The 19,422-nt window shown below is 62.2% G+C and carries 22 protein-coding genes; 13 read left to right on the top strand and 9 right to left on the bottom strand.

Annotated features, from left to right (window positions below; all coding sequences use genetic code 11):
* Positions 1 to 115: 115 nt before the first annotated feature.
* Positions 116 to 1,084 (top strand): cysteine synthase A, encoded by a 969-nt coding sequence (cysK, locus tag ACJJVH_RS17990; RefSeq protein ID WP_112801184.1) that lies wholly within the window; start codon positions 116 to 118, stop codon positions 1,082 to 1,084.
* Between the two features lie 65 nt (positions 1,085 to 1,149).
* Here cysK and ACJJVH_RS17985 read toward each other — a convergent pair whose 3' ends face one another.
* The 8 genes from ACJJVH_RS17985 to rsmI form a co-directional block, all read right to left on the bottom strand.
* Positions 1,150 to 1,380 (bottom strand): hypothetical protein, encoded by a 231-nt coding sequence (locus tag ACJJVH_RS17985; protein WP_412064475.1) that lies wholly within the window; start codon positions 1,378 to 1,380, stop codon positions 1,150 to 1,152.
* Positions 1,381 to 1,449: 69 nt separating this feature from the next.
* Positions 1,450 to 1,704 carry a hypothetical protein gene (locus tag ACJJVH_RS17980; protein WP_412064474.1) on the bottom strand — a complete coding sequence of 85 codons (255 nt, stop codon included), beginning with the start codon at positions 1,702 to 1,704 and terminating at the stop codon, positions 1,450 to 1,452.
* A 93-nt stretch (positions 1,705 to 1,797) separates the two neighbouring features.
* Positions 1,798 to 3,330: a YifB family Mg chelatase-like AAA ATPase gene (locus ACJJVH_RS17975; protein WP_113392459.1), complete on the bottom strand. Its 1,533-nt coding sequence runs from the start codon at positions 3,328 to 3,330 to the stop codon at positions 1,798 to 1,800.
* Between the two features lie 192 nt (positions 3,331 to 3,522).
* A complete protein-coding gene (gene gshB / locus ACJJVH_RS17970) occupies positions 3,523 to 4,470 on the bottom strand; it encodes a glutathione synthase (RefSeq protein ID WP_412064473.1) in 948 nt (315 codons plus the stop codon).
* A gap of 95 nt (positions 4,471 to 4,565) precedes the next feature.
* The gene (locus tag ACJJVH_RS17965) at positions 4,566 to 5,069 is read right to left on the bottom strand and encodes a cupin domain-containing protein (protein WP_112801192.1); all 504 of its coding nucleotides are present in this window, start codon (positions 5,067 to 5,069) and stop codon (positions 4,566 to 4,568) included.
* A gap of 97 nt (positions 5,070 to 5,166) precedes the next feature.
* The gene (locus ACJJVH_RS17960; protein ID WP_412064472.1) at positions 5,167 to 6,162 is read right to left on the bottom strand and encodes an endonuclease/exonuclease/phosphatase family protein; all 996 of its coding nucleotides are present in this window, start codon (positions 6,160 to 6,162) and stop codon (positions 5,167 to 5,169) included.
* A 102-nt stretch (positions 6,163 to 6,264) separates the two neighbouring features.
* Positions 6,265 to 6,645, bottom strand: coding sequence for a YraN family protein (locus tag ACJJVH_RS17955; protein WP_412064471.1), 381 nt, complete (start codon positions 6,643 to 6,645; stop codon positions 6,265 to 6,267).
* Positions 6,638 to 7,546, bottom strand: coding sequence for a 16S rRNA (cytidine(1402)-2'-O)-methyltransferase (gene rsmI / locus ACJJVH_RS17950; protein WP_412064470.1), 909 nt, complete (start codon positions 7,544 to 7,546; stop codon positions 6,638 to 6,640). Before rsmI ends, ACJJVH_RS17955 begins: the two co-directional genes overlap by 8 nt.
* A gap of 252 nt (positions 7,547 to 7,798) precedes the next feature.
* On the opposite strand from rsmI, the gene dnaN reads away from it, so the two are divergent.
* The 7 genes from dnaN to ACJJVH_RS17915 all read left to right on the top strand — a co-directional run bounded on the left by dnaN (position 7,799) and on the right by ACJJVH_RS17915 (position 13,039).
* Positions 7,799 to 8,917 (top strand): DNA polymerase III subunit beta, encoded by a 1,119-nt coding sequence (dnaN, locus tag ACJJVH_RS17945; RefSeq protein ID WP_112801585.1) that lies wholly within the window; start codon positions 7,799 to 7,801, stop codon positions 8,915 to 8,917.
* A 273-nt stretch (positions 8,918 to 9,190) separates the two neighbouring features.
* On the top strand, positions 9,191 to 9,784 hold the full coding sequence (gene pmtA / locus ACJJVH_RS17940; protein ID WP_113359218.1) for a phospholipid N-methyltransferase PmtA: 594 nt from the start codon (positions 9,191 to 9,193) through the stop codon (positions 9,782 to 9,784).
* Positions 9,785 to 9,792: 8 nt separating this feature from the next.
* Positions 9,793 to 10,380: a histidine phosphatase family protein gene (locus ACJJVH_RS17935; RefSeq protein WP_412064469.1), complete on the top strand. Its 588-nt coding sequence runs from the start codon at positions 9,793 to 9,795 to the stop codon at positions 10,378 to 10,380.
* Between the two features lies 1 nt (position 10,381).
* On the top strand, positions 10,382 to 11,074 hold the full coding sequence (pyrF, locus tag ACJJVH_RS17930; protein ID WP_112801203.1) for an orotidine-5'-phosphate decarboxylase: 693 nt from the start codon (positions 10,382 to 10,384) through the stop codon (positions 11,072 to 11,074).
* A gap of 129 nt (positions 11,075 to 11,203) precedes the next feature.
* Positions 11,204 to 11,491 (top strand): DUF1330 domain-containing protein, encoded by a 288-nt coding sequence (locus ACJJVH_RS17925; RefSeq protein WP_112801205.1) that lies wholly within the window; start codon positions 11,204 to 11,206, stop codon positions 11,489 to 11,491.
* Between the two features lie 111 nt (positions 11,492 to 11,602).
* Positions 11,603 to 12,583: a complex I NDUFA9 subunit family protein gene (locus ACJJVH_RS17920; RefSeq protein WP_113359214.1), complete on the top strand. Its 981-nt coding sequence runs from the start codon at positions 11,603 to 11,605 to the stop codon at positions 12,581 to 12,583.
* Positions 12,584 to 12,874: 291 nt separating this feature from the next.
* A complete protein-coding gene (locus ACJJVH_RS17915; protein WP_167459855.1) occupies positions 12,875 to 13,039 on the top strand; it encodes a hypothetical protein in 165 nt (54 codons plus the stop codon).
* A gap of 69 nt (positions 13,040 to 13,108) precedes the next feature.
* On the opposite strand, the gene ACJJVH_RS17910 is transcribed toward ACJJVH_RS17915, so the two are convergent.
* Positions 13,109 to 13,909 (bottom strand): undecaprenyl-diphosphate phosphatase, encoded by an 801-nt coding sequence (locus ACJJVH_RS17910; RefSeq protein WP_112801211.1) that lies wholly within the window; start codon positions 13,907 to 13,909, stop codon positions 13,109 to 13,111.
* Positions 13,910 to 14,057: 148 nt separating this feature from the next.
* Between ACJJVH_RS17910 and ACJJVH_RS17905 the strand changes: the two genes are divergently transcribed.
* The 5 genes from ACJJVH_RS17905 to ACJJVH_RS17885 all read left to right on the top strand — a co-directional run bounded on the left by ACJJVH_RS17905 (position 14,058) and on the right by ACJJVH_RS17885 (position 19,158).
* Positions 14,058 to 14,750 (top strand): glutathione S-transferase family protein, encoded by a 693-nt coding sequence (locus ACJJVH_RS17905; protein ID WP_112801213.1) that lies wholly within the window; start codon positions 14,058 to 14,060, stop codon positions 14,748 to 14,750.
* Positions 14,751 to 14,863: 113 nt separating this feature from the next.
* Entirely contained in the window at positions 14,864 to 16,021 is a 1,158-nt protein-coding gene (queG, locus tag ACJJVH_RS17900) for a tRNA epoxyqueuosine(34) reductase QueG (RefSeq protein WP_113359212.1), read from the top strand.
* Positions 16,021 to 16,893 carry an SDR family oxidoreductase gene (locus ACJJVH_RS17895; RefSeq protein ID WP_113386022.1) on the top strand — a complete coding sequence of 291 codons (873 nt, stop codon included), beginning with the start codon at positions 16,021 to 16,023 and terminating at the stop codon, positions 16,891 to 16,893. Before queG ends, ACJJVH_RS17895 begins: the two co-directional genes overlap by 1 nt.
* A gap of 395 nt (positions 16,894 to 17,288) precedes the next feature.
* Positions 17,289 to 17,657 (top strand): septal ring lytic transglycosylase RlpA family protein, encoded by a 369-nt coding sequence (locus ACJJVH_RS17890; protein ID WP_112801219.1) that lies wholly within the window; start codon positions 17,289 to 17,291, stop codon positions 17,655 to 17,657.
* A 205-nt stretch (positions 17,658 to 17,862) separates the two neighbouring features.
* Positions 17,863 to 19,158 (top strand): RsmB/NOP family class I SAM-dependent RNA methyltransferase, encoded by a 1,296-nt coding sequence (locus tag ACJJVH_RS17885; RefSeq protein WP_112801220.1) that lies wholly within the window; start codon positions 17,863 to 17,865, stop codon positions 19,156 to 19,158.
* Positions 19,159 to 19,422: the final 264 nt, after the last annotated feature.

Genomic DNA, 19,422 nt, shown 5'->3' with positions numbered 1-19,422 from the left:
TCCTCGTGAGATTCTTTTCTCACGCACCACGGGCGGCGAATGCCCGCCCACTCTGGTTTCCGCAAGCGTTTGATTCTATTGTCACCGCACAATTCAAATGTAGGGAGAGCTACCCATGTCCGACACCCGCAAACCCGGCCGCGGCCGCGTCTATGCCTCGATCACCGAGACCATCGGCGACACGCCGATCGTCCGTCTCGACAAGCTGGCGAAGGAGAAGGGCGTCAAGGCCAATCTCCTGGCAAAGCTCGAGTTCTTCAATCCCATCGCCTCCGTGAAGGACCGTATCGGCGTCGCCATGATCGAGAGCCTGGAAGCGCAGGGCAAGATCGCGCCCGGCAGAACCGTGCTTATCGAGCCGACCTCCGGCAATACCGGCATCGCGCTTGCTTTTGCCGCCGCCGCCAAGGGTTACAGGCTGATCCTCACCATGCCGGAGACCATGTCGATCGAGCGCCGCAAGATGCTGGCCTTGCTCGGCGCGGAGCTGGTGCTGACCGAGGGGCCGAAGGGCATGAAGGGCGCCATCGCCAAGGCGGAGGAACTGGCCTCGACCTTGCCGGATGCCATCATTCCGCAGCAGTTCGAAAACCCCGCCAATCCGGAAATCCACCGCAAGACCACGGCCGAGGAAATCTGGAACGACACCGAGGGCAAGGTCGATATCTTCGTTGCCGGCATCGGCACCGGCGGCACGATCACGGGCGTCGGCCAGGTGCTGAAGGCCCGCAAGCCCGATATCAAGGTCGTTGCCGTCGAGCCGACGGACTCGCCGGTCCTTTCCGGCGGCAATCCCGGCCCGCACAAGATCCAGGGCATTGGCGCCGGCTTCGCGCCGAAGGTTCTCGACACCCATGTCTATGACGAGGTTGTCACCATCACCAATGACGAGGCGTTCCAGCAGGCACGCCTCGTCGCCAAGCTGGAAGGCGTGCCGGTCGGCATTTCCTCGGGCGCGGCGCTGGCGGCGGCCATCAAGGTCGGCCAGCGGCCGGAAAACGAGGGCAAGACCATCGTCGTCATCATCCCATCTTTCGCCGAACGCTATCTCTCGACGGCGCTGTTCGAGGGGCTGGGCGGCTGAGACGTCAGATCGCCGCTTGATCTGGAAAGGGGTGCTGCCGCGCCCCTTTCTCATTCAGGCGCGGCTCAGGTCTGACGATAGCTCACGCCATGGCTGGCGCAGAAACCTTTCGGATCAAACCTGCTCCAGACCGTGCCCCAAGGAAACACAAGTCCACCGTCCGTCAACTCGGTTTGGAACATGGCAACCAGAATACGGCGCGCGAATTTGATCTCCTGATTGATCGCCTGCTGGGTCGGCCAGCCCTCTTCCGTGACCGCGCCCGGAAGAGAGACACCCCAATGGGCGCTGACCAATTTCCTCTCATGAAGGCACAGCGAAAGCCCGGCAAGCTGCTTTCCGAAGGTCGGGTCACGAAGCTTCAGCTACTCATAGCCGTTCTGCAAATCGCGCGAGCCGCCCAGCCATTGTGAAGCGAGCGCCTCGATATTCGATTTTTCCTGCAACGCCACGAGGCGAAGCCTGTCGCCGATACATATCGCGCCACTAGAGCAATTCCAGGAAAAGTGCGCAGCGGTTTTCCGTCCGGAATCGCGTAAAAACAAAGGGATAGAGCGGTTCATCGATTCCGTGAAACGAGGAACTGCTCTAGCGGGATCGATGGTCAGTTCTGCAGCCATGCGGTGAGCGACACTCCGGTTCGATCGGCGGCCTCGCAGGCTTGCCGGCTCTGGGGCCGGCAGGCAAGCCGGAGACGTGACGATCGATACGGTTCAGGCATGCGCTGCCAAACGTTCGCCGGCTACGCGATAGGAAATGGCTTCGGCCAGATGGATGCGCCCGACCGTGGGCTTGTCGTCGAGATCGGCAAGCGTGCGCGCCACCTTGAGGATTCGATGATAGCCGCGGGCGGAGAACTTCATCTTCTCGGCTGCGTCACGCAGCAATTGCAGCCCGGCGGCATCGGGCTCCGCGATGGCTTCGATCATCGCGGTCGAGCAGCGGGCATTGGTGGCGATGTCCTTCAAGCCGGCGCTTTCGAAACGCTCGCGCTGCCGTTCGCGCGCGCGGGCGACGCGCAAAGCGACGTCGGCACTCTTTTCCGCCGTCGTGGGCCTAATCAGGTCGGCGGCCGACACTGCCGGCACGTCGATGCGGATATCGATACGATCCAGCAAGGGACCCGAGATCCGACCCTGATAATCGGACGCGCAACGCGGCCCCCGGGCGCAGGTGTGGCCCGGTTCGCCGGCCATGCCGCAGCGGCACGGGTTCATCGCCGCCACGAGCTGAATGCCGGCTGGATAGGAAACCCGATGGTTTGCCCTGGCGATCACGCATTCGCCGGTTTCCAGAGGCTGGCGCAGCGCATCCAGCGCCTGCGGCGAAAACTCCGGCAGCTCGTCGAGAAACAGAATGCCGTGATGGGCGAGCGAGACCTCGCCCGGCCGGGCGCGCAGGCCACCGCCGACAAGCGCCGCCATGGTGGCGGAGTGGTGCGGCGCACGATAGGGCCGCCGATCGGAGAGCTTGCCGCCGGAAAGCTGGCCGGCAACCGAATGGATCATCGACACCTCAAGCAATTCGTTGGTCGACAATGGCGGCAAAATCGACGGCAGGCGCGAAGCCAGCATCGATTTACCGGAACCCGGCGGCCCGACGAAAAGCAGATTGTGCCCGCCAGCCGCGGCCACTTCCAGGGCGCGCTTGGCACTCTCCTGCCCCTTGATGTCGCCAAGATCGGGCAGATTGGCGGCATTGGCGCGAACCGACGGCTCCGGCCGCGACAGGACCTGCGTGCCGCGAAAATGATTGGCAAGCGCGATCAGGCTGCGCGGCGCCAGAATGTCGATTTCCCTGCCGGCCCAGGCGGCTTCCGGTCCGCTTTCGGCCGGGCAGATCAGCCCCTTGCCCATGGCATTGGCAGCGATGGCCGCAGGCAACGCTCCGGCAACGGGCGCGATGGTGCCGTCGAGATTGAGTTCGCCGATGACGGTATAGGAAGACAGGGCATCGGCCGGGATCGCACCGAGCGCCGCCATCAGGCCGAGCGCGATCGCAAGATCGAAGTGGCTGCCCTCCTTGGGCAAGTCCGCGGGCGCAAGATTGACCGTAACCTTCTTCGGCGGCAGGGCGAGACCCGAGGCATGAAGCGCCGCCTGAACCCGCTCGCGGCTTTCGGCGACGGCCTTGTCGGGCAGGCCGACGATATGCATCAGCACCTTGCCCGGCGCGATCATCACCTGAACCTCGACGGGAACGCCCTCGATACCCTGAAACGCAACCGTACTGACGCGCGCCACCATGCCCTGCCCCTGTCACCGAACCCGCTTGCCGCTATTTGTCACGCTCGGCAAACCTCGGGTTGCAATCTGGCACAGGACAAGGAATGAAACAAGAACAATAAACGAACAAATACCGCCTTCGACACATCAAATTCATCGATATGCCGAAGCGAATGCCGTGTTTTCAGGTAAAGCCGAAGGCAAACCTGCCGATCAGGCGCGCTTGGCTTCGATCGCATCCCAGAGCAGGCTGGCGATATCGGCGCCGCCGAAGCGCTTGACTTCGCGGATGCCGGTCGGCGATGTCACATTGATCTCGGTCATGTAGTCGCCGATGACATCGATGCCGACGAGCAGGAAGCCGCGCTCCCTCAGCGCCGGCCCGATGCGGGCGCAGATTTCCTTCTCGCGCGCCGTCAGCTCGGTGGCTTCGGCGCGGCCGCCGACATGCATGTTGGAGCGGGCGTCATGTTCGGCCGGCACGCGGTTGATCGCGCCGACGGCCTCGCCATCGACAAGAATGATGCGCTTGTCGCCCTTGCGCACGTCAGGCAGGTATTGCTGTGCGATGAAGGGCTCGCGGAAGAGCTGGCCGAACATTTCAAGCAGGGACGAGAGATTGCGGTCGTCGCGCGTCGAATGGAAGACGCCGGCGCCGCCATTGCCGTAGAGCGGCTTCAGGATGATATCGCCCATCTCGTCGCGGAAGCGGCGGATTTCGGCCGGATCGCGGGTAATCAGCGTCTTCGGCATGAGATCGGCAAATTCGGTGACGAAGATCTTTTCCGGCGAATTGCGCACCCAGGCCGGATCGTTGACCACCAGGGTCTTCGGGTGGATGCGCTCCAGCAGATGCGTGGAGGTGATATAGGCCATGTCGAAGGGCGGGTCCTGGCGCAGCAGCACCACGTCCATGGTCGAGAGGTCGACGCGCTCCGGCTCGCCGAGCTCGAAATGGTCGCCCTTGACGTCGCGCAGGATCATCGGCTCGACGGAGGCGTAGACCTTGCCGTCGCGCATGCTCAGCCGCTCGGGCGTATAGTGGAAGAGCTTGTAGCCGCGGTTCTGCGCCTCCAGGCTCATGGCGAAGGTCGAGTCGCCCGCGATGTTGATGCTCCGGACATGGTCCATCTGGACCGCGACGTTCTTGATACCAGCCATAATCAGCCCTCGCTCGAATTTGCGGACAGATGTAGGTCGGCCCGCATGCAAACGCAACGGCTATTCAAGGACTTCCGGCAAGCCGCCTGCCGCGCTCAGGCGGCAAGGCCCTGCGCGCCGCCCTGGCGGACCATGTTGCGCAGGCGGTAAGCCATGGTCAAAGGCTTGGGGAACGGCTTGCGCAGGAATGCGACCTTGCGCAGATAGCGGTCGATGCGCCATGTCGCCCAGGTGCCGCCGGCAAAATAGGCGACATCGCCGGCGCTCAGCGTGCGCTCGACGCCGTCTTCCGTGGTGATATGCACCTCGCCCTCGAGGATCATCACCGTTTCGTCCCAGCCGAAATACCAGCGGAACTCGCCCGCCGTGCAATCCCACAGCGCGGTCATCGCGGCATCGTCCTGCCCGCGCGAATGCTCGGCGATACGAGCCACCGGATTGCCGGCCAGAATCCACGACGGTTCGATCGGCGACGGCTTCATTTCCATTTTGTCGCTGGCACCGGCCACGAAGCTTTTCGACTGCGGCAACGCCACGACGACCGGGACGGCACGCGCGGCAAAGGCCGCCATGCTCGCCAACATCATTTTCAAGACCATGCAATCCCCCAAATTCCATGCGAGTCCGGCACCTCATCGCATGGAAGGGGTAACGGCGGGGTTCATGAAATCCCGCGCATTTTAACGATTGCAAAAATCAGGTGGAAAAACCTTCGATTGTGCAGACGACCATATCGTGGTCGGACAGGGGCTTGCCCTCTTCATTCAGAGAGGAAACAAGATGGCTTTCGCCGATCGCCAAGCCGCGGCTCACGAACCAGTCGAGCTTCATGGCGCGCGCGGGAAAGCGCGTGATCAGGCTCGGGCGCGTGCTCGCCTGATCCAGCGGTCCGCCGTGGCACCGGAAGCCGCGCGCTTCAACCATGGCAAACAGCGTATCGGCCGAAAAATCGCCGCCTGTGTGGTTGCCGGTATTGAGATCGCCGCCGATCAGGATCGGCAGACCGGGCGCGAAGGCTTCGACGGCATCGATCAATGCCGCCATCTGCCGCTCGCGATAGGCAGCGGTCGCGACGCTTTCGAGGTGAACCGAAACGGCAACGAAAGGGCCGGCCTCGGTTTCAACGATGGCGCCGATGGCGCAGCGCTCGCCTACGCGCGGCTGCTCGTTGCTGTCCTTGAACCAAACGGCTTCGCCCGGCAGGCGGAAAAGGAAGGCATCCTTCAAGGCGACGGAAGCCATGAGCGCATTGCCGTGAAAGCCCTTTTCGTTGAAATCGTCGCGGCAGAAGGAATGCTCGATTTCCGAACCGAGGCTGAGTTCGAGAAACTCGACACCATAGGCGTAGTTCATGCCGAGCTCGCCGGCGACGACAGCGGTCGGATCACGCTGCTCGGTGCGGGCCATGCCCTCGTCCATTTCCGACAGCAGCACCAGCGGAGCGCCGGTCGCCCGCAGCTTGGCGGCACTTTCCTCGGGAAACAGGCAACGTTCGAGATTCCAGGCGGCGACCGTGAAGGGGAAGGACAATACCTCCACCTCGGCTTCGGCGCCGCCGACACGCAGCGTATTCATGCAGACGAGCGATGTCAGCGTGGCGGCATGAACGGCCGGGGTCTTTTCGAGCGAAACGAAGCTCTTGCGCTGTTCATGAGAGGGAATGGTGAAGGCGGAAACTGTGTTGCGGATCATGATGTGGCCTGTCGAAACGAGATTATGCGCGCGGGTGGAAAAATCGGAGGCGCCGGTCGCCCGGCAATAGGCTGATTTTGTGACGGCGCTGTAACGCCGCCCTCAAAATGCATCGGGAAAATGCTGCGGCCAGCGGCCGGGCAGCATGGCGACGATGTCATAACGTTGCGACAGGCGGACGAAATCCGGTTGCCGGGCGAGCCAGAGATCGCTGGCAGCGCGGATGCGATTCTGCGACGAGAAGGAAACCGCGTCGATCGCCTCCTGCGCGCCGCGCCTCGATTTGACCTCGACGAAGACGGCGAGATCGCCCTTGCGGGCAATGATGTCGATTTCGCCGAGCTTGGTGCGGTGACGGATGGCCAGGATGCGATAGCCCTTGAGCATCAGGAAGGCGGCTGCGAGATATTCTGCTACATGGCCGCGCCGCCAGGCCTTTCGCCGTTTCAGCTTCTCGCCCGTCGCAGGCTCCGGATCAGGCATGGCGCCCCTTCATATCGAGCAGACGCTGGTAGAGCTCTTTTCGCGGCAGTCCGGTAAGACGGGCGGCTTCCGTTGCCGCCTTGGCGGTCGGCATCGTCCCGGCGAGATCGGCCAGGACGGCATCGACATCGGCCTCCGCCGCAACGCTTTCCGCCGGCGGGCCGACAAGCCAGACGATCTCGCCCTTAACATGATCAACGGCATCATAGAATGCCGCGAGTTCGGAAAGCGTCCCGCGGCGGAACTCTTCGAAAGTCTTCGTCAGTTCGCGGCACACGGCACCGGCTCGCTCGCCGCCCAGCACATCGGCGGCGGCGGCAAGGGTCGCGGCGATGCGATGCGGTGATTCAAAGAAAATGAGGGTCGCGGGGATGCCTGCGAGTTCGGCAAGCCTGTCGCGCCGGCCCTTGTCCTTGGCGGGCAGGAAGCCGGCAAAGAAGAAGGCATCGTTCGGCAGGCCGGAGCCGACGAGGGCTGCAAGCGGCGCCGAGGCACCCGGAATGGGAACGACCTTGTATCCCGCCTCGATCGCCTGCACCGCGAGCCGGTAACCGGGGTCGGAGACCAGCGGCGTTCCGGCATCGGAAACCAGAGCCACCGACCGCCCGGCCTCCAAAGCCTGCAGCAGCCGAGGACCTGCCGCATCGGCATTGTGCTCGTGGTAGGCGTAAGGTTTGTTCTGGATGCCGTAGCGATCGAGCAGAACGCGGGTGACGCGCGTATCCTCGCAGGCCAGCACGTCTGCGCCGGCAAGCGTTTCGAGCGCGCGCAAAGTGATGTCGCCGAGATTGCCGATGGGGGTCGCAACGAGATAAAGCGCCGGTTCGAGGGGCCGGGCCGGAATCTGGGTGTTGTGCAGGCGGAAACTGCGCGCCCCGCCGCCTGATTGGTCTTCGTTCATGCCGGTCCTGAGTTCGCCACGGATTCTCCGCCTTTATGGGCGAGGCGCGGGCAGACGGCAAGAGCGGTGCAATTCCTGTGGAGCATTGCCGCCGAAATGGCGAATTGACGTCCGGCAAATCGCCTATGCCTCTTGCATTCGGATGGAGAAGTCTGCCAAGTTGCCTGTCCAATCTTTCGGGCCTCGTCCGAAAACATGTCGCTCGGGCGCCTCGGGCCGCCCGGCAAGTCACGGTCGAAAGCGGTAGCATCCATGCGTATAACAATTGAGCGGTCGAACCTCCTGAAGTCGCTGAACCACGTCCATCGCGTGGTCGAGCGTCGCAATACGATCCCGATCCTTTCCAACGTGCTGCTGAAGGCCGACGGCACCAGCCTCGACATGAAGGCGACCGACCTCGACCTGGAAATCACCGAGGCGACGCCCGCCAATGTCGAGCAGGCGGGAGCAACCACCGTCCCGGCGCATCTGCTTTACGACATCGTGCGCAAGCTGCCCGACGGTTCGGAAGTGCTTCTTGCCACCAATACAGACGGCAGTTCGATGACGGTCGCCTCCGGCCGCTCGAAATTCTCGCTGCAATGCCTGCCGGAATCGGACTTCCCGGATCTCACGGCCGGCAGCTTCAGCCATTCTTTCAAGCTGAAGGCCGCCGATCTGAAGATGCTGATCGACCGGACGCAGTTCGCGATCTCGACCGAGGAAACCCGTTATTACCTCAACGGCATTTTCTTCCATACGATCGAGAGCAAGGGCGACCTGAAGCTGCGCGCCGTCGCCACCGACGGCCACCGCCTCGCCCGAGCCGATGTCGACGCGCCTTCCGGCTCCGAGGGCATGCCCGGCATCATCATTCCCCGCAAGACGGTGGGTGAATTGCAGAAGCTGGTGGATTCGCCGGATACGATCGTCACCGTCGAGGTTTCCGACGCCAAGATCCGCCTGACGATCGGCTCCATCGTCATGACCTCGAAGCTGATCGACGGCACCTTCCCCGATTACCAGCGCGTCATCCCGACCAGCAACGACAAGGAAATGCGCGTCGATTGCCAGACCTTCGCGCAGGCCGTCGACCGCGTGTCGACGATCTCGTCGGAACGCGGCCGCGCCGTGAAGCTGGCCCTGTCGGACGGACAGCTGCTCTTGACGGTCAACAACCCGGATTCGGGCAGCGCGACCGAAGAAGTTGCCGTCGGCTACGAGATGGACCCGATGGAAATCGGCTTCAACGCCAAGTACCTGCTCGACATCACCGCGCAGCTTTCCGGCGATGCAGCCGTGTTCCTGCTGGCGGATGCGGGTTCGCCGACGCTTATCCGCGACACGGCCGGCGACGACGCGCTCTACGTGCTGATGCCGATGCGCGTCTAGAGGATGATGCCGAAACGCGTGAGCGGTTTTCGGACGACATCATGCTCTGCTTCTTCAATTCCGGAGCCGGAGTGATTTGAGGTCCGTACGGCCTAAAATCACTCCGGCTCCGGCGAAACCAAAGCGCCCTCTCATGCGTTTTTTTCTGGCGAGGGCGCTTTTATTTGGTCCTTTGCGGATTGCGACATTTTCTCTTGTTATTGCGTCATTGCATTGCAAGTTTTCAGTTAAGCGGTATGTAGGTCGCGACCGTAACATCTGGTGGGGGAGAGCATGGCGCTGCGTCTCAAGGAACGGCTTGGCAAGAAATTCGACGAGGAGATCCGTTTCTTCAAGGGCATGATGCAAGGGCCGAAGACCGTGGGGTCGATCGTCCCGACCTCTTCGATCACGGCCCGGAAGATGGCAAGCGTCATCAACACCCAATCCGGCCTGCCCATCCTGGAGCTCGGGCCAGGCACGGGCGCCATCACAAAGGCCATCCTGGCACGCGGCATCGAACCGCAAAACCTCGTCGCCGTCGAATATTCCACCGATTTCTACAATCACCTCGTCAAGCTCTATCCGGGCGTGCATTTCATCAATGGCGACGCTTTCGATCTCGACAAGACCCTCGGCGTGCTGCGCGGCCAGACTTTCGATTCGGTGGTCTCGGGCATTCCGCTTCTCAATTTCCCCATGAAGGCGCGCGTCGCATTGCTGGAAAGCCTGCTGGACCGCATGCCGCCCGGCCGGCCCGTGGTGCAGATTTCCTACGGCCCGGTTTCGCCGATCATCGCGCGGCCGGATCGTTACCACATCCGCCACTTCGATTTCATCGTCCGCAATATTCCGCCGGCCCAGCTCTGGGTCTACAGCCGCGGCTGAGACAATCCATGTACGCTCTTTATATTACGCACCCGCAGGTACGGATCGATGCCGATGTCCCCGTGCCGCAATGGGGGCTTTCGGAGATTGGCGCGAAGAGGGCGCGCGTGGCGGCAAACCGCCCCTGGGCGCATCAGCTTGGCCTGATCGTTTCGAGCGGCGAGCGCAAGGCGATAGAGACGGCCGAAATCCTGGCGGCAGCAAGCAATGCGCCGATCGATATCATCGAAGCCATGCACGAAAACGATCGCAGCGCCACGGGTTTTATGCCGCCGCCGGAATTCGAAAAGGCGGCGGACTGGTTCTTCGCCAACCCGCATGAAAGCTTCAGGGGCTGGGAGCGCGCCATCGACGCGCAGGCGAGAATCGTCTCTCATGTCGAGGCCGTTCTTTCGCGGCACGATTCGCAAGTGCCGATTGCTTTCGTCGGCCATGGTGGTGTCGGCACCCTGCTGAAATGCCATCTGGAAGGAAAGCCGATCGCGCGGCAGGGCGATCAACCGCCGGGCGGCGGCAATCTTTTCTGTTTCGATCTTGCGAAGCGCGCCGTCTCATGCGACTGGACAGCGATGGAAGACTGGATGGGATGGGCTTGATATGACCGCACGCGACCGCTTGATCGTTGGACTGGATGTTCCAAACCTTCAGGAGGCCGAAAAAGTGGTCGGCGCCCTCGGCGACGATATCCTCTATTACAAGATCGGCTATCAGCTCGCCTTTGCCGGCGGCCTGGAGTTTGCCCGCGAACTCGCCGCCAGCGGCAAGAAGATCTTTCTCGACATGAAGCTGCTCGACATCGACAATACCGTGGCCTCCGGCGTGGAGAACATCGTCAAGATGGGCATGTCGATGCTGACGCTGCATGCCTATCCGAAGGCCATGAAGGCAGCCGTCGAGGCTGCGAAGGGCTCGGACCTCTGCCTGCTCGGCGTCACCGTGCTGACCTCGATGGACGAGGGAGACCTGATCGCCGCCGGCTATGAATACGATCCGCATACGCTGGTGCTGCGCCGGGCCGAACAGGCGCATCTGGCCGGCATGGGCGGCATCGTCTGCTCGGCTGAGGAATCCGCCGCGGTTCGCAAGATCATCGGCCCGGAGATGGCGCTGGTAACTCCCGGCATCCGGCCGGCCGGCAGCGACAAGGGCGACCAGAAACGGGTGATGACGCCGGCCGATGCGATCAGGGCGGGGTCGAGCCATCTCGTCGTCGCAAGGCCGATCGTCAAGGCGGCCGATCCGAAAGAGGCTGCCCGCGCCATCCTCGCCGAGATGGACGCCGCACTCTAAAACAATTCCAGGAAAAGTGCGCAGCGGTTTTCCGTTCGGAATTGCGTGAAGACAAAAGGACGGAGCGCTTTCGCGATTCGAAGAAAAGCGGAAAAGCTCCAAGAAACTCGAACAAGCAGGGAGGAACGTATGGCAAAGGGATATTGGATCGCACGCGTGGATGTCCGCGACCCGGAGCGCTACAAGGACTACGTTGCCGCCGCCAAGCCGGCCTTCGAGAAATACGGCGCGAACTTCCTTGCCCGCGGCGGTGCGTTCACGCCGCTCGAGGGACAGGCGCGCGGCCGCAATGTCATCATCGAGTTTCCGTCGCTGCAGCATGCCGTCGATTGCTACAATTCGCCGGAATACCAGATCGCCGCAAAAATCCGCCAGCAGGTGGCGGATGCGGAAATGGTCGTCGTCGAAGGGGTCTGAGCCCTTCGAAAACGCGACGCTGCAACGCAGCGCGATAGCACTTCACCTCGGCGCGCGGATCGGCTAAGACGAAACCAGATCAGCCAATCAAAGCCTTTCGAGGAGCCTGCCATGACCCTGTCCAACCTCCCGCCGCTCGTGACCGTGTTTGGGGGATCAGGTTTCATCGGGCGGCACGTCGTGCGTTCGCTCGCCAAGCGCGGTTATCGCATCCGTGTCGCCGTACGCCGTCCCGATCTTGCCGGCTTCCTGGTGCCGCTCGGCAATCTCGGCCAGATTTCGATCGTTCAGGCCAATGTGCGCTACCGCAACTCCATCGACCGCGCCGTCGAAGGTGCGCAGCATGTCGTCAACTGCGTCGGCATCCTGACCGCAAGCGGCCGCAACACGTTCGAAGCCGTGCAGGAATTCGGCGCCAAGGCCATAGCTGAGGCGGCACGCGGCGTCGGTGCTTCGCTGACGCATCTTTCGGCGCTCGGTGCCGATGCCAATTCCCCTTCGACCTATGCCCGCACCAAGGCCCGAGCCGAAACGGCGATCCACTCGATCAAGCCGGATGCCATCATCCTGCGCCCCTCGATCGTCTTCGGACCGGAAGACGAGTTCTTCAACAAGTTTGCCGACATGTCGCGCACGGCGCCCTTCCTGCCGCTGATCGGCGGCGGCAACACGAAGTTCCAGCCCGTCTATGTCGAAGACATCGCCGAAGCGGTTGCCCGCAGCGTCGACGGCAAGCTGAAGGCCGGCACGACCTATGAGCTGGGCGGCCCGGAAGTGCTGTCCTTCCGCGAATGTCTCGAAACCACGCTGTCCGTCATCAACCGGAAGAAGCCGCTCGTCTCCATTCCGTTCGGCCTTGCCTCGCTGATCGGCTCCGTCGCCTCGCTGGTGCCGCTCGTCAAGCCGCCGATCACCGCGGACCAGGTGACGCTGCTGAAGAGCGACAACGTCGTTTCCAAGCAGGCCGAAGCCGAAGGACGTACCCTGAAGGGCATCGGCCTGCTGCCGACGCTGCTCGTCTCGGTGCTGCCGTCCTATCTGGTCCGCTATCGTCCGCAAGGCCAGTTCACCGGTTCCGGCAAGGCTGCCTGACGATTCGGCAGCTCACGGAAATCACACGCCGCCCGGCCATGTCGAGCGGCGTTTTTTATTGTCCGACAGAGACGGGAAATGAAGCCCTCGAGACGCCGGCAAAGCCCCGTCATTCACAGCTCAGCGTTGCTCAAAAGACGCACTGCGGAAATAGTAGCATTAACGTCAAATTTAATATGAACATTTATTGCTATTGCTCATTCCACTGACTAACACAGCCGCGCGTCTCAGGCTTGGACAATGAACCCGGTCCGCGGCGCGCTTCACACTTCTGCGGAAAGGCATTCTTCGATGGGCAAGTCTATCGCGCTTTTGTTTGCGTGCGCGGCATTGGTGATTCTCGCCGGCTCTTTCGTGGCCCGCGGCAGCATCGCCTCGATAAAGGGCGAATGTGCGCCGACCTACGGCGTCGATCCCTGCACCACCGGTTCCATCGACACCTCCTCCCCGAACTGATCGGGCATGGAAAAGGCCGGTTTTCACCGGCCTTCGCTTTCTTCAGCATCGCGACGCAGGCGTTCCGCCTCAGCCGATCGTGTAAAGGCCGATCAGGCCGAGCACGCCGACGATGATGCGCCACCATGCGAAGGGGGCGTAGCCGCGGCGCGACACGAAATCGAGCAGCGCGCGCACGACGAACAGCGCCGATATGAAGGCCATGACGAAGCCGATGACGATCAGCAGGCCCTGGTCCATGCTGAGATCGTGGCGGCTCTTCCAGAGATCGAGCGTAAAGGCGCCTGCCATCGTCGGCATGGCGAGGAAGAAGGAAAATTCCGCGGCCGAACGCTTGTCGGCGCCGAGCAGCAGGGCGCCGACGATGGTGGAGCCTGAACGCGACGTTCCGGGGATCATTGCCAGGCACTGGAAGAAGCCGATCTTGACCGCCATCGGCCACGAGAATTCATAGGCGCTGTTATATTTCGGCTTGAACTCGATCCTGTCGATGACGAGCAGGACGATGCCGCCGAGGATCAGCGAAATACAGATGACCTTCGGCGAGTCGAACAGAACCGTCTTGATGAAATCATGCGCCAGCGCGCCGATGACGGCAGCCGGCAGAAAGCCGAAGAGGACGGCGAGAACGAAGTGGCGGGCCTTGACGCTGACGGGGAGTGCTTTGGCAATCTGAACGAGGCGATTGAAATAGACAAGCAGGATGGCGAGAATCGCACCGAGCTGGATCAGAACGTCGAAAGTGGCGGCTTCCTTGAAGCCGAGAAAATGTCCGAGCAATATAAGATGGCCGGTGGAGGAGACGGGAATGAACTCCGTAAGCCCCTCCACAAGGCCTAAAACCAGCGCGATAATAATTTGTTCAGCCATATCGTGTCCTTTGTCAAACGGCAGGGCGGCCCGATTCGCTTGTGCAAACTAGGCCAAGATCCTATAGCTTCAACCGATGACACATGACTAGGGCCGCAGGATCGCGACTCCAGAAACTCCGTAGCCTCAATCAAAACACCGAGTATCAATGCCGACGCTGTATCACCACCCGATGTCATCTTCCTCACGGTTCGTTCGTCTGATCCTGACCGAGTACGGTTATCAGACCGAATTGATAGAGGAGCAGATCTGGGAAAAGCGACGCGATTTCCTGGCGCTCAATCCCGCCGGCACCCTGCCTGTCTATGTCGACGACAGCATGCGGGCGCTGTGCGGCGCGACCGTCATCTCCGAATATCTCGACGAGACCCATGGTGTTTTGAAGCGCGACCGCCGGCTTCTTGCCGAAGACCCCTTCCAGCGCGCCGAAATCCGCCGGCTGACGGAATGGTTCATGCAGAAGATGGAGCAGGATGTCACGCGGCCCTTGACGCGCGAGCGGGTCTTCAAACTGCAGATGCCCGCCGACCAGGGTGGCGGTGCGCCCGATTCCAAGGTGATGCGCATGGCGCGCGGCAATATCCGCCAGCACATGAAATACCTGTCCTGGCTTGCCGGATCGCGGCAATGGCTTGCGGGCGAGCGGCTGAGCTATGCCGACCTCGCGGCGGCCGCCTCGGTTTCCGTCCTCGACTATCTCGGCGAGATCGACTGGACGGAATCGCCGGTCGCCAAGGAATGGTATCAGCGGCTGAAATCGCGCCCCTCTTTCCGGCCGATCCTGGCGGAGCGCGTGCGCGGCGTCACTCCGGTCTCCCACTACGCCGATCTGGATTTCTAGAGCACTTTCGCTTTTCTTCGAACGGCGAAAGCGCCCTATATCTTTTTTCACGCAATTCCGGACGGAAAACCGCGAACGCATTTTTCCTGGAATTGCCCAGACGAGGGCTCGCTATGCCCGATGACCGTGAAGCGGAAAAAGCTGACAAGCGACGAAGCGCGTTGACCGCTTTCCTGCGGGAAGAGGCACGCGCCCAGGGCTTCGATCTCTGTCGCATCACGACACCGGGCGCCATTCCGGAGGCTGCCGTCCGGCTCGGCCAGTTTCTCGACAGGGGCCGTCACGGCACGATGAGCTGGATGGAGGAGACGCGCGACCGCAGGGGCGATCCGCGCGTGCTCTGGAGCGAAACCCGCTCCATCGTCGTCTTCGGCCTCAACTACGGCCCGGACGAAGATCCTCGTGCCATTCTGGAGAAAAAGGACAAGGCCGCGATTTCCGTTTATGCGCGAAACCGCGACTATCACGACGTCATCAAGGGACGGCTGAAGGAAATCGCCACCCGCTTCGCCGCGCGTTCGAAGGAGGACGTCAAAGTCTTCGTCGATACCGCGCCGGTCATGGAAAAGCCGCTGGCGGGTGCGGCAGGGCTCGGCTGGCAGGGCAAGCATACCAATCTCGTCAGCCGCGCGTTCGGGTCGTGGCTGTTCCTCGGCTCGATGTTCACCACGGCGGAGCTCGAGGCCGATCAGCCTGAGGTCGACCATTGCGGCTCCTGCCGGGCCTGTCTCGACGCCTGCCCCACCGCCGCCTTCCCTGCTCCCTATCAGCTCGATGCGCGCCGCTGCATTTCCTATCTGACCATCGAGCACAAGGGGCCGATCGATCCGCATCTGCGGCCGATGATCGGCAACCGCATCTATGGCTGCGACGACTGTCTCGCCGCCTGCCCCTGGAACAAGTTCGCAAATGCCGCCTCGGAGATGAAGCTGGTCGCGCGGGACGATCTCAAGGAACCGTCCATCGCCTTTCTGCTTGGTCTGGACGATGCGGCCTTCCGCGCCTTCTTCAGCGGCTCGCCGGTCAAGCGCATCGGGCGCGACCGGTTCGTCCGCAATGTCCTCATCGCGGCCGGCAATTCCGGCGAGCGGTCGTTTATCGAAAAGTGCCGCGAGCTGGCCGGGGATTCCTCGCCCGTGGTGCGCGGAATGGCCGTCTGGGCGCTCTCGCGGCTGATGACGGCTGGCGAATTCCGCGCATTTGCGGCACAAAGGCAAGACGAAGCGGACGAAGAGGTTCGCGCGGAATGGATATTGGCGGGGGTTCCTTGATGCATGTGATGATTTTCGGCTGCGGCTATTCGGGAACGGCCATCGCCAAGGCTTTTGCCGGCGCCGGCATTCGTATCACCGGCACGACCCGCTCGGCCGGGAAGGCGGACCTGTTGAGGAAAGATGGCATCGAAGCCTTCGTCTTCGACGGCGAGATGCTCGATCCCGCCCTGGCGGAGGCGATGGCGACCGTGACGCATCTCGTGCAGTCGATCGCGCCGGGCAAGTCCGGCGATCCGCTGCTGCGGCTGGCGCAGCTCAATCTGCGCGCGCTGATGCCGAAGCTGGAATGGATCTGCTACCTCTCGACCGTCGGGGTCTATGGCGACCACAAGGGCGCCTGGGTCAGCGAACAGACATCGCTGCATCCGATCGCCGAACGCTCGGTCGAGCGGGTCGAGGCCGAGGACGGCTGGCTGCGCGTCGGCATCAGGCTCGGTCTTCCGGTCGCCGTGCTCAGGCTTTCCGGCATCTATGGGCCGGGCCGGAACGCTTTCTGCAATCTGGAAAAGGGTACGGCACGGCGGCTCATCAAGGCGAACCAGGTGTTCAATCGCATCCGCGTCGAGGATATCGGCGCCTGCGCCCGCTTCCTGTCCGACCGCAAGCTCGGCGGCATATATAATGTCACCGACGACGAGCCCGCGCCGCCGCAGGACGTGGTCGCCGAGGCCGCCCGGCTCATGGGCGTCGAGCCCCCGCCGGAGCAGCCGTTCGAAACGGCGGAACTGACGCCGATGGCGCGCTCCTTCTACGGCGAGAACAAGCGCGTTTCGAACGCGAAATTGCGGGCGCTCGGCTTCCCGTTTCGCTACCCAGAGTATCGCATGTCGCTTGCCGAACTCTGGTCCTCGGGAGAGTGGCACGGCTAGCAAGGTCGCCTCCCCGCCAGCCGAAATCGCACGAAAATTCCTACTAAGCCGGCCGCCTTGGTTCAATTTACTCCGCATTTATGGTTAACGACCTCTAAAATTGCACAAATGCGGCAACGATTATGGCGAAGCTGGAAAATTATTTTTCCGAATTTCGTGATCTTTCGCACTGCAGCATGCCAGCGAGAAAATTCGTTCCATTTTTAACTGATTTTATTAGGTTTTTTCCACAATCAAGCAATTTCGCCGTTCAGCATCGTATTTGGCGCGATTCACAAATGTTACAACTTGTAATATTCCGTGATCGAAAACGGCACTTTTTCGCCATTTTTGCCCCGATTTAAGCCCGCCGCCTACCCAAGGCGCAAGTTCAATAGCTTGAGGGAAAAATCGGTTTGAAGAAAATCGCGCGTTCTTTGGCGATCGCCGCAACTATATCCGCCTCCTTTGCTGTCGTTTCGACTCCGGCATTTGCATCCGCTGGCTGCGGAGGCGCTTCATGGTACGGCGGAAGCTCCCGAACTGCTTCCGGAGAACGTATGAGTTCCAGAAATCTTACTGCAGCCCATCGCTCGCTTGCCTTCGGCACGCGTCTGCGGGTCACCAACAAGCATAACGGACGCAGCGTCATCGTCCGCATCAACGACCGCGGTCCTTTCATTCGCGGACGCGTTCTCGATCTCTCGCGCGCCGCCGCGCAGAACATCGGCATGGTCGCCTCCGGCACCGCCAGCGTCTGTTACGAGGTCGTCGCCTCGAAGTAATCGCCGGTCGGCCGTAAGACCCGGCAAATCGGCATGACGCTTGCTCTCTCGGTCAATCGCGGCTACCACGCGGTTGAGACGTCTCAATAATCTGCCGCCATGTGCATTATTCGCGCGGATTGATGAGCTGTCAGCGATTTTGGTAGAGCGCAGGTTTCCGGCAAGCCCCATGGGTTCCGGGCCATGCGCGAGCAGGAGAGTAGGGATGCGTCTGGGCGGCCGATTGCAGGGGGCCATCGAAGTTCTTGCCGATATCGAAGCGCGCAAGCGACCGGTGGCCGACGCCCTGAAGGATTGGGGCCTTTCCCATCGCTTCGCCGGCTCCGGCGACAGGGCCGCGATCGGCAATATCGTCTACGACGCCCTGCGCATGCGGCTTTCCCATGCCTGGCTGATGGGAGACGACAGTGCGTCGGCGCTTGCCCATGCCGTGCTCTTTCGCCAATGGGGCCTGACGCCCGAGGCGCTGGCCGCCGAGCTCGACGGCGATAAATTCGCCCCCGAAGCGCCGAGCGCCGAAACGCTGGCCGCCTTTGCCGCCCGCAAGCTCGAGGATGCTCCCCGCCATGTCCAGGGCGACATTCCCGAATGGGTCGAGCCCTCCTTCCAGCGCGCATTCGGCGACCGCTGGCTCGGCGAAGCGCAGGCGCTCTGCGAGCGCCCGACACTCGATCTTCGCGCCAACGCGCTCAAGGCCGACCGCGCCAAGGTGGTCAAGGCTCTGGAGCGGGCAGGTGCGCAGGCCTCGAAAATCGCCCGTTTCGGTATCCGCATTCCCGCCGGCGAAGGCGCATCCCGTCTTCCTAACGTGACAGCCGAGCTTTCGTTCCAGAAGGGCTGGTTCGAAGTGCAGGACGAAGGCTCGCAGATCGTCGCCGATCTCGTGCTGCCCGAGGAAGGCGATCAGGTGCTCGACTATTGCGCCGGCGGCGGCGGCAAGACGCTCGCCATGTCGGCTGCGATGCACAACAAGGGCCAGGTCCACGCCTACGACAGCGACCGGCGGCGGCTGGCGCCGATCATCGAGCGATTGAAACGCGCCGGAACGCGCAACGTCCAGGTTCATGACGAACGCAACGGCCTGCTGCAGCTGCGTGGCAAGTTCGACAAGGTGCTGGTCGATGCGCCCTGCACCGGCACCGGCACCTGGCGGCGCCGGCCCGACACGAAGTGGCGGCTGACGCAGAAGAACCTCGACGAGCGCACCAGCCAGCAGCAGGAGGCCATGGCCCAGGCCGGCGAATTCGTCCGCCCCGGCGGCGCGCTGCTTTACGTCACCTGCTCGGTCCTGCCGGAAGAGAACGAAGCGCAGGTGAACCGCTTCGCCGCGCAGAATCCGGACTTCGAGGTGATGGAAACCCTAAGCTCCTGGGAAACGCTGTTCGGCAAGGAGACGCCGCGGCCGATCTCATCGGACGGCAAGACCATCACGCTGACGCCCGCCTCCACCGATACGGATGGCTTCTTCTTCTGCCGCCTGCAGCGCAGAAGACAGGGGTGAAATCAACCCGCCCGCATGTGCGATCAGCGGCGGGGTGCGGGCTAAGGCGGCAGTCGATGCCCCGCGACGGCGCTGGCGGCAGAGACGCCCGATGCTCTTTTGGGCCACTGGCGATGAAGAAAATGCCTGAAAGGGCGAGACGTGAACGTCTTCGGAGCCCGCCTTAAATCTATTCGGCCGCCTTTTGACCTGCATCGCTGCTTTTTCAAGCAAAACCGCTCCGTTCCCAAGGTCAGAGCCAACAACTTCATGCATTATAATTAT

The organism is Rhizobium sp. SYY.PMSO (genome assembly GCF_046840415.1).
Lineage (GTDB): Bacteria > Pseudomonadota > Alphaproteobacteria > Rhizobiales > Rhizobiaceae > Rhizobium.
The sequence above is the reverse complement of the archived record's forward strand: the minus strand, read 5'-3'. Positions and strand labels throughout refer to the sequence as shown.

Excerpts from the sequence above, each read along its gene's own strand:
- cysK (WP_112801184.1), top strand. The coding sequence starts at position 116 with ATGTCCGACACCCGCAAACCCGGCCGCGGCCGCGTCTATGCCTCGATC.
- ACJJVH_RS17980 (WP_412064474.1), bottom strand. The coding sequence starts at position 1,704 with ATGGCTGCAGAACTGACCATCGATCCCGCTAGAGCAGTTCCTCGTTTC.
- ACJJVH_RS17965 (WP_112801192.1), bottom strand. The coding sequence starts at position 5,069 with ATGGTCTTGAAAATGATGTTGGCGAGCATGGCGGCCTTTGCCGCGCGT.
- ACJJVH_RS17955 (WP_412064471.1), bottom strand. The coding sequence starts at position 6,645 with ATGCCTGATCCGGAGCCTGCGACGGGCGAGAAGCTGAAACGGCGAAAG.
- gshB (WP_412064473.1), bottom strand. The coding sequence starts at position 4,470 with ATGGCTGGTATCAAGAACGTCGCGGTCCAGATGGACCATGTCCGGAGC.
- ACJJVH_RS17910 (WP_112801211.1), bottom strand. The coding sequence starts at position 13,909 with ATGGCTGAACAAATTATTATCGCGCTGGTTTTAGGCCTTGTGGAGGGG.
- pmtA (WP_113359218.1), top strand. The coding sequence starts at position 9,191 with ATGGCGCTGCGTCTCAAGGAACGGCTTGGCAAGAAATTCGACGAGGAG.
- ACJJVH_RS17935 (WP_412064469.1), top strand. The coding sequence starts at position 9,793 with ATGTACGCTCTTTATATTACGCACCCGCAGGTACGGATCGATGCCGAT.
- queG (WP_113359212.1), top strand. The coding sequence starts at position 14,864 with ATGCCCGATGACCGTGAAGCGGAAAAAGCTGACAAGCGACGAAGCGCG.
- ACJJVH_RS17895 (WP_113386022.1), top strand. The coding sequence starts at position 16,021 with ATGCATGTGATGATTTTCGGCTGCGGCTATTCGGGAACGGCCATCGCC.
- ACJJVH_RS17905 (WP_112801213.1), top strand. The coding sequence starts at position 14,058 with ATGCCGACGCTGTATCACCACCCGATGTCATCTTCCTCACGGTTCGTT.
- ACJJVH_RS17960 (WP_412064472.1), bottom strand. The coding sequence starts at position 6,162 with ATGATCCGCAACACAGTTTCCGCCTTCACCATTCCCTCTCATGAACAG.
- ACJJVH_RS17975 (WP_113392459.1), bottom strand. The coding sequence starts at position 3,330 with ATGGTGGCGCGCGTCAGTACGGTTGCGTTTCAGGGTATCGAGGGCGTT.
- ACJJVH_RS17925 (WP_112801205.1), top strand. The coding sequence starts at position 11,204 with ATGGCAAAGGGATATTGGATCGCACGCGTGGATGTCCGCGACCCGGAG.
- ACJJVH_RS17915 (WP_167459855.1), top strand. The coding sequence starts at position 12,875 with ATGGGCAAGTCTATCGCGCTTTTGTTTGCGTGCGCGGCATTGGTGATT.
- ACJJVH_RS17920 (WP_113359214.1), top strand. The coding sequence starts at position 11,603 with ATGACCCTGTCCAACCTCCCGCCGCTCGTGACCGTGTTTGGGGGATCA.
- pyrF (WP_112801203.1), top strand. The coding sequence starts at position 10,382 with ATGACCGCACGCGACCGCTTGATCGTTGGACTGGATGTTCCAAACCTT.
- ACJJVH_RS17885 (WP_112801220.1), top strand. The coding sequence starts at position 17,863 with ATGCGTCTGGGCGGCCGATTGCAGGGGGCCATCGAAGTTCTTGCCGAT.
- dnaN (WP_112801585.1), top strand. The coding sequence starts at position 7,799 with ATGCGTATAACAATTGAGCGGTCGAACCTCCTGAAGTCGCTGAACCAC.
- rsmI (WP_412064470.1), bottom strand. The coding sequence starts at position 7,546 with ATGAACGAAGACCAATCAGGCGGCGGGGCGCGCAGTTTCCGCCTGCAC.